This is a genomic window from Hyphomonas sp. (assembly GCF_041689225.1).
Lineage (GTDB): Bacteria > Pseudomonadota > Alphaproteobacteria > Caulobacterales > Hyphomonadaceae > Hyphomonas.
The window spans coordinates 1-7,532 of record NZ_JBDNGN010000060.1; the positions used below are offsets into that span (position 1 = coordinate 1).

8 protein-coding genes are annotated in these 7,532 nt (G+C 62.3%); 6 read left to right on the forward strand and 2 right to left on the reverse strand.

What is annotated here, in order from left to right; genetic code table 11:
- Positions 1-350, forward strand: a 350-nt coding sequence (locus ACESNB_RS05135) for an integrase core domain-containing protein (protein WP_373004829.1), incomplete at its 5' end; no start/stop codon positions are given.
- A 310-nt stretch (positions 351-660) separates the two neighbouring features.
- Here ACESNB_RS05135 and uvrB read toward each other — a convergent pair.
- Positions 661-2,850 carry an excinuclease ABC subunit UvrB gene (uvrB, locus tag ACESNB_RS05140; protein ID WP_373004832.1) on the reverse strand — a complete coding sequence of 730 codons (2,190 nt, stop codon included), beginning with the start codon at positions 2,848-2,850 and terminating at the stop codon, positions 661-663.
- Between the two features lie 118 nt (positions 2,851-2,968).
- Between uvrB and ACESNB_RS05145 the strand changes: the two genes are divergently transcribed.
- The 3 genes from ACESNB_RS05145 to ACESNB_RS05155 all read left to right on the forward strand — a co-directional run bounded on the left by ACESNB_RS05145 (position 2,969) and on the right by ACESNB_RS05155 (position 4,809).
- Complete coding sequence (locus tag ACESNB_RS05145) at positions 2,969-3,880, forward strand: DMT family transporter (protein ID WP_373004834.1); 912 nt, start codon at positions 2,969-2,971, stop codon at positions 3,878-3,880.
- A gap of 143 nt (positions 3,881-4,023) precedes the next feature.
- A complete protein-coding gene (locus ACESNB_RS05150) occupies positions 4,024-4,167 on the forward strand; it encodes a hypothetical protein (protein ID WP_373004837.1) in 144 nt (47 codons plus the stop codon).
- Positions 4,168-4,239: 72 nt separating this feature from the next.
- Positions 4,240-4,809: a methyltransferase domain-containing protein gene (locus ACESNB_RS05155; RefSeq protein WP_373004840.1), complete on the forward strand. Its 570-nt coding sequence runs from the start codon at positions 4,240-4,242 to the stop codon at positions 4,807-4,809.
- 103 nt (positions 4,810-4,912) lie between these two features.
- Here the strand turns inward: ACESNB_RS05155 and ACESNB_RS05160 are convergent, their stop codons facing one another.
- Positions 4,913-5,122, reverse strand: coding sequence for a cold-shock protein (locus ACESNB_RS05160; protein WP_340692029.1), 210 nt, complete (start codon positions 5,120-5,122; stop codon positions 4,913-4,915).
- 276 nt (positions 5,123-5,398) lie between these two features.
- Between ACESNB_RS05160 and ACESNB_RS05165 the strand changes: the two genes are divergently transcribed.
- Positions 5,399-5,770, forward strand: coding sequence for a PilZ domain-containing protein (locus tag ACESNB_RS05165; protein ID WP_373004845.1), 372 nt, complete (start codon positions 5,399-5,401; stop codon positions 5,768-5,770).
- A gap of 172 nt (positions 5,771-5,942) precedes the next feature.
- Positions 5,943-7,421 (forward strand): sigma-54-dependent transcriptional regulator, encoded by a 1,479-nt coding sequence (locus ACESNB_RS05170; RefSeq protein ID WP_373004848.1) that lies wholly within the window; start codon positions 5,943-5,945, stop codon positions 7,419-7,421.
- Positions 7,422-7,532 lie beyond the last annotated feature (111 nt).

Consider the following 7,532-nt stretch of genomic DNA (forward strand, 5'->3'; position numbering starts at 1 on the left):
GGCCCTGCTACATCTCCGGTCAGTTAGCGGACTATCTTGGTGACAAAGGCATGACCCACACACGCGGCGCGCCTTATCATCCTCAGACGCAGGGCAAGATCGAGCGATGGCACCAGACGCTGAAGAACCGAATCCTGTTGGAAAACGACTTCTTGCCGGGCGACCTTGATGCTCAAATCGATGCGTTCGTTGGCCGCTACAATCATCAGCGCTATCATGAGAGCCTGAAAAACCTCACGCCCGCAGACGTCTACACCGGACGCGGCCATACCATCCTGCTTGAAAGGGAGAAGATCAAAAGGAAGACCATGAAACTAAGGCGCTTGCAGCACGCACAATCGGCTGCTTAACTGAAACCAGATGAGCCAAACCCTCACTAAGTCAGGCAGCCTTCTGTCTCAAAATACCTGACGACGAACACTGCGAAATGGGAAATAGTTCCCAAATTTGTTTAGCTCCGACTGCGGTCAGTCCGTCATAGTTTCTGAAGAATTCAAGCAATGTGTTAGGCGGTGCGTCAAAAAATGCGCAAGTCACATCGTCTGATACTCGGAACGCGATGCGCTGCGTCTTATGTTCGTGGGACGGAGGAACTATTTCATGTTTTTCATGGTCCAGAAGTCTGAACATCACTGGAGTGAAGGAGCTTGATACGGACACCTACAATCCCAAATCCTGCTCTCTCAGCCGTTTCAGCTCATCCCTGAGCGTGGCGGCTTGTTCGAATTCCAGGTTGGCGGCGGATTCGCGCATCCGCTTTTCTGTATCCGCGATCACTGCTTTGAGATTGTGGCCGGGTTCGCCCGCAAGTGGCAAGGCTTTTTCTTCGGCGAGGCCCTTGTCGCGGTCGCGGCGGGCGCGGGACTTGGTGCCGGGTTTCTCGCCGAGCTCGCCAAGGATGTCCTGCACGCCGCGGATGATCGTGGTCGGCGTGATGCCGTGTTCCAGGTTGTGCGCCTCCTGCTTGGCGCGGCGGCGGGAGGTTTCCTCCATGGCGCGTTCCATCGAACCGGTGATGCGGTCGGCATAGAGGATGACGCGGGCCTCGGAATTCCGCGCGGCGCGGCCGATGGTCTGCACGAGGCTGGTCTCGGAGCGCAGGAAGCCTTCCTTGTCCGCATCGAGGATGCCGACGAAAGCGCATTCGGGAATGTCGAGGCCTTCGCGCAGGAGGTTGATGCCGACAAGGACGTCGAACACGCCGAGGCGGAGGTCGCGGATGATCTCGATGCGCTCGATCGTGTCGATGTCGGAGTGCATGTAGCGCACGCGCACGCCGTTCTCGTGGAGGAATTCGGTGAGGTCTTCCGACATTTTCTTGGTCAGGGTCGTGATCAGCGAGCGGAAGCCCTTGGCGGCGACGGCCTTCACCTCGGCCATGACATCGTCGACCTGGTTGGCGCCGTCCTTCGAGACGGGGCGGACCTCGACGGGCGGGTCGATCAGGCCGGTGGGGCGGATGACCTGTTCGGTGAAGACGCCGCCGGTGCGATCGAGCTCCCACTTGCCGGGCGTGGCGCTGACATGGACGGTCTGCGGGCGCATGGCGTCCCATTCGGCGAATTTGAGCGGGCGGTTGTCGAGGCAGGAGGGCAGGCGGAAGCCATATTCGGCGAGGGTCGACTTGCGGCTGAAATCGCCCTTGTACATGGCGCCGATCTGCGGGACGGTCTGGTGACTCTCGTCGCAGAAGACGAGGGCATTGTCGGGCAGGTATTCGAACATGGTGGGCGGCGGCTCGCCGGGCTTGCGGCCGGTGAGGTAGCGGCTGTAGTTCTCGATGCCGTTGCACGAGCCCGTGGCCTGCAGCATTTCGATGTCATACTGGCAGCGCTGCTGGATGCGCTGGGCCTCGAGCAGTTTCCCGTGCTGTTCGAAATGTGCGATCGTGGCCTTGAGCTCGGCCTTGATCTTCTGGGCGGCCTGCTGGAGCGTCGGGCGGGGCGTGACGTAGTGGCTGTTGGCGTAGATCTTGATCGCGGGCAGGGACTGGATCTTCGCGCCGGTGAGGGGGTCGAACTCGGTGATCGTCTCCAGCTCGTCGCCGAAGAAGGAGAGCTTCCAGGCGCGGTCTTCATAGTGGGCCGGGAAGATGTCGACGACGTCGCCCTTGATGCGGAACGTGCCGCGCGTGAATGCAATGTCGTTGCGGGTGTACTGGTTGGCGACGAGGCGCTCGGCGACGGCGCGCGGGCCGATGCGGTCGCCGGGGGCGAGCGTGAAGGTCATCGAGGTGTAGGTCTCGACCGAGCCGATGCCGTAAATGCAGGAGACCGAGGCGACGATGATGACGTCGTCGCGCTCGAGCACGGCGCGGGTGGCCGAGTGGCGCATCCGGTCGATGGCCTCGTTGATGGAGGATTCCTTCTCGATATAGAGGTCGGCGCGGGGCACGTAGGCCTCCGGCTGGTAATAGTCGTAATAGGAGACGAAATACTCGACCGCATTGTCCGGGAAGAAGGACTTGAACTCGCCATAGAGCTGGGCGGCGAGGGTCTTGTTGGGGGCGAGGATCAGAGCCGGGCGCTGGGTCGCCTCGATGATCTTGGCCATGGTGAAGGTCTTGCCGGTGCCGGTCGCGCCGAGCAGGACCTGGTCGCGTTCGCCGGCCCGGATGCCCTCGACGAGTTCCGGGATGGCGGTGACCTGGTCGCCGGCGGGCTCATAGTCGGCCTGCACGCGGAAGGGGATGCCGCCTTCGAGCTTGTCCCAGCCGCGGTCCGGCCGGTGGGGCGTCCAGATCGACGGGGCGAGCGTCTCCATCGCGCCGCGCGCCGGCCCGTCCAGCGTGAACACGGACGGCGCCTCGGCAACGACATTGGGGGAGGATTTGGAGGAAGAGCGGGCCATGCGCCCAGATATGGAGGCGGGGCAGGGGCGTGTCTAGGGTGTTCTTGGTTTGTTTGCTGCGCTGCGACAGGGCGGTTCGCCGCTGGACAGCGCCGCCGCGTTCGCTTAGCCATCGCGGATGATCGACCGCCTCCTCTCGCGCCCATTACTCATCGCCGTGCTCGCCGTGGGCATGGGGTCGGGGATTGATGCGATCGTGAAGGGGGCGGCGCCGGCGGCGGGGCTGATGCATCTGGTCGCGTGGCGGTTCCTTTTCGGGGCCCTGCTGGCGCTAGCAGTGTTCCTCTGGCAGCGTCGGCCGATGCCACCGTGGGAGGCGATCCGGTTCCATACGCTGCGCGGGGCGCTGCAGCTGGTCGGCGCGATCCTTTTCTTCTTTGCGCTGACACGGCTGGCGCTGGCCGAGGCGACGATCATCGGGTTCACCGCTGCATTGATGGTGCCTTTCGTGGCGCAGTTCGTGCTCGGGGAATTCGTGTCGGCGCGGGCCTTCCTGATCACGCTGGTCGGCTTTGCCGGGGCCGCGTTCGCGATCAGCGGCGGCGGAGAGGGGGTGCCCGGTGACGGGCGGTGGCTCGGGCTGGCGGCGTGCCTTGCCTCGGCGGCGATCTATGCGGTGATCCTGGTGTTGCTGCGCCTGCGCGCGCTGCGTGAAGATGCGACGACGATTGCCCTGTTCACCAATGCCGTGCCGGCGCTGTGCATGGCGCCGGTCCTGTTCGGCATGGCGGGGCCGGTGAATGTGGGCGACCTGCCGGTGTTCGGGTTGCTTGGGGTGCTCGGCTATTCGGTCTGGTTCCTGATGACGCTGGCCTATGCGCGGGCGAAGGCGCAGCTGCTGGCGCCGCTGGAATATACGGCGCTGATCTGGAGCGCGCTGTTCGGGATCGTGTTCTTTGCCGAGATGCCGGGCTGGCGGGTGTGGGCCGGGGCGGTGCTGATCATCGGGGCGTGCCTGGCGATTGCCTTTGAGAACCATTTCGAGACGCGGCGGCAGACGGGCCAGCCGGTCAGCGACCTGCCCGACTAGGGGGCCGGAACCGTGCGGCACAAACTGCGCCGGGCGCCGGTTTTGGCACAGCGGTTGCTCGGTTTCTGGTGTAAAAGGCGCGGGGCGGGCCAATCCAGCCGTGCGCGGCACCTATCCATGCGGGCCCCAGGGGAAGGACAGACATGTTGAAAAAGATCGTTCAGGCGATGAAGGACATACGCAGCCTGCCATGGCGGATGGACAAGATGGAGTGCCATCTCGAGCGTATGGAACAGATCGTCATGGTGGCGCCGCTGTCGCCGATCGACAAGCATCTGGCGCTGTAAACGATCTATCGCACCGACGCGCTGTTCGACATCAGCTATGCTGTCTGGCGCACCAACCTGATCAACAAGCTGATGAGCCTTTACGGGCTCGACTGGTTCAAGGGCAAGAAGGTGCTGGAACTGGGCGCGGGGCTTTGCGAGATCGGCGCGTTCTTTGCCGAACTCGGCGCAGATGTCACCTGCCTGGAAGGGCGTCAGGAGACGGTGGACATGGCGCGCCTGAAGCACCGCAAGGTGCCAAACCTGCGCATTGAGCAGTGCGACCTGGAAACGGACTTTTCCCATTACGGGACGTTCGACCTGATCCTGCACCTCGGCCTGCTCTACCATCTCGGCAATGTCGACGAACACCTCGCCATCTGTTTCGGCATGACCGACGAGATGGTGATGGAGACCGTCGTGTGCGACTCGCTCGACCCGCAGAAGATCGTGTATTTCGAAGGCCGCAAGGACGTGATCGAGGAATCGATCCACGGTGCGGCGTGCCGGCCCTCGCCCTTTTATGTCGAGCGGCTCGCCAGCGAAGCCGGTTTCGAGATGGAGCGCATGTTCACGGCCGACCTGAATTCCGGCTATTTCGTCTATGACTGGGACCACAAGGATGACGGCAACCCCGGCGATTTTGACCTGCGCCGCGCCTGATGGCTTTGCCGACACATGGACAAGAAAAAACCCCCGCACCGTGAGGTGCGGGGGTTTTCGGGAATGTGTGGCTCTCGCGGCGTACGCGGGGCCTTAAAAGGCTTTAGGCAGCCGAGAGCTGGCCAGCCGACATTTTACCGCTGCGAGCGTCTTTCTCGAGCTCGTAGTTGACCTTTTGGCCATCATTGAGCGTTGCGAGACCGGCGCGTTCGACTGCGGAGATGTGCACAAACACATCAGCGCCGCCGGCATCGGGTTGAATGAAGCCAAAGCCTTTTTGGCTATTGAACCACTTAACAGTTCCTGTAGACATAGATCTTACCTGGTCTTAAAAATTCACGGGCATGCGGAGTTGCGCGCACGTGATCAATCTCGGGTCTTGCGGGGAGAAGTCGGTCTTGCAGCGGCGCTTAAGCACGGCCTTAGTTGCGAGTTATCCGACACAATTTCGAAGTCGATAAGCGCTTTATTGCACAGTTCCGGGGCAAGCTCAATCTATGTTCGCATATTCGCGGATGGCATGATCCTGCGCTGAAATGCATGTATTCTGTTTGCAATCCGTTTACCGGGCGAGCGCATAGATACGCGGATGAACAGGTTTGCGTCCAAATTGCAGGCGGGTTTCAACCGGGTCCAGATGGAACTCCGGCGCACCGATCCACGCGTTCAGGCCTATCGGCCGGGCCGCATGGTATGGCCTGACCTCAGCGCGTCGCGTGACGTTTCCATTCTCGACATGTCGCAGTCCGGCGCAAAGCTGACCTTTGGCGCCGGCGCGATCCTGCCGGACCTGCCGGGCGAGTTCTACCTTTTCGTCCACGGACGCGGCGGCGCTGTCACGCTCCGCCTGGTGTGCGAGAAGCGCTGGCAGAAGGACGAGCTTGTTGGCGTGCGGTTCATCCAGCGGCTGGACGAGGCCGACTTTGACCGGCTGGTCGCGGCAGAGCCTTCGCCGCATTGAGGCTGGGCCTCGAAAATTCGCCTGAAATTTTATCGATTGCGTACACCAGAACCTCACCCCGCTGTGTCATAACGGGTCGTCGCGATGTGAGCCGTTCCTGTTCCATATTGCGCCAGTGAATTCCGGCACGGTGGGCAAAACAGACCCTCCGGCCACGTACAAGGGTAAGATGATGGCGAAGACCGTTCTGGTAATTGATGACGATCCGACACAGCGCCGCCTGCTGCAGGCTGCTGTGGAGAAGGCGGGTTTTGCCTGCCGCACGGCGCCGGACGGCGAGACCGGGATTGCGGTGGCTGCCGATGCCAAGGACGGCGTCGACGTGGTGCTGCTCGACCTGACCATGCCCGGCCTGTCGGGCCTCGACACGCTGGAGCGCCTGTCGAACAAGCGCCCCGACCTGCCGGTGATCATGCTGACCGCGACAAGCGGTATCGACACGATCGTCCAGTCGATGCGCCGCGGCGCGGTGGACTTCATCGTCAAGCCAGCCAATCCGGAACGTGTGGTTGTCTCCATTCGCAACGCCCTCAAGATGCAGTCGCTGACCGGCGAAGTGAAGCGCCTGTCGCGCAAGGCCGAGGGCGGCATGAGCTTCGAGGACATGATTGCTTCGGCGGCACCGATGCGCCAGGTGGTGCGTCTTGCCGAGCGGGCGGCAGCGTCTGATATTCCCGTGCTCATCCTCGGTGAAAGCGGCGTCGGCAAGGAAGTCGTCGCGCGCTGTATCCAGGGTGCCTCGGCCCGCGTCGGCAAGCCATTCGTGACCGTCAACTGTGGCGCGATCCCCGAAAACCTCGTCGAGTCGATCCTGTTCGGCCATGAGAAGGGTGCCTTTACCGGTGCCATCTCGAAAGCGCCGGGCAAGTTCCTTGAGGCCGATGGCGGCACGCTGTTCCTCGATGAAGTGGGCGAACTGCCGCTCGAAGCCCAGGTGAAGCTGCTCCGCGCCCTGCAGGAAGGGGAGGTGGATGCCGTCGGCTCGCGCCGCCCGACCAAGGTGGATGTGCGCATCATCTCCGCGACCAATCGCGATCTCGCCGCGCAGGTCGCCGAAGGCACGTTCCGCGAAGACCTTTTCTACCGGCTCAATGTCTACCCTGTGGACATGCCGAGCTTGCGCGAACGCCGCGACGATATCCCGGCGCTGGTCGAGCATTTCGTGACACGGTTCAATGCAAGCGAAGGCGCGAAAGTGTCCGGCGTCTCCGATGACACGCTGAAGATGCTGTATGCGTTCGACTGGCCGGGCAATGTGCGCCAGCTGGAGAATGCCGTCTTCCGCGCCGTCGTGCTGTGCGAGGGCGACCTCCTGCAGCCGCAGGACTTCCCGCAGATCTCCGGCCAGATGCCCGACCTCGAGAGCCTGCCGGCAGCGCCGGTTGCGGCCAATGCTGTGCCGACCGCACCCATGGCCGCCAATGACACAGGCCCCGTTGCGGCGGGCAGCAGCCCGGTCAGCATCACTGATTCACATGGCGAACTGCGTACTCTGACGGAAATCGAACAGGATATCCTGCAATACGCGATCGAATTCTACGACGGGCATATGAGCGAAGTCTCTCGCCGTCTCGGCATTGGCCGCTCGACGCTTTACCGCAAGGTGCGCGAATACAATCTCGACGTGCGCAGCGAACGCGAAGCGGGCTAGAGCAACGTACAGCATGAGTGAATCAAATTGATTCCCAGCCTCCTCGAACTGTGATTCACAGTTCGAGGAGGTAGCTACCATGGCAAATTTGATTTCCCCTGATCTTCGCAA

Excerpts from the sequence above, each read along its gene's own strand:
- uvrB (WP_373004832.1), bottom strand. The coding sequence starts at position 2,850 with ATGGCCCGCTCTTCCTCCAAATCCTCCCCCAATGTCGTTGCCGAGGCG.
- ACESNB_RS05145 (WP_373004834.1), top strand. The coding sequence starts at position 2,969 with ATGATCGACCGCCTCCTCTCGCGCCCATTACTCATCGCCGTGCTCGCC.
- ACESNB_RS05150 (WP_373004837.1), top strand. The coding sequence starts at position 4,024 with ATGTTGAAAAAGATCGTTCAGGCGATGAAGGACATACGCAGCCTGCCA.
- ACESNB_RS05155 (WP_373004840.1), top strand. The coding sequence starts at position 4,240 with ATGAGCCTTTACGGGCTCGACTGGTTCAAGGGCAAGAAGGTGCTGGAA.
- ACESNB_RS05160 (WP_340692029.1), bottom strand. The coding sequence starts at position 5,122 with ATGTCTACAGGAACTGTTAAGTGGTTCAATAGCCAAAAAGGCTTTGGC.
- ACESNB_RS05165 (WP_373004845.1), top strand. The coding sequence starts at position 5,399 with ATGAACAGGTTTGCGTCCAAATTGCAGGCGGGTTTCAACCGGGTCCAG.
- ACESNB_RS05170 (WP_373004848.1), top strand. The coding sequence starts at position 5,943 with ATGGCGAAGACCGTTCTGGTAATTGATGACGATCCGACACAGCGCCGC.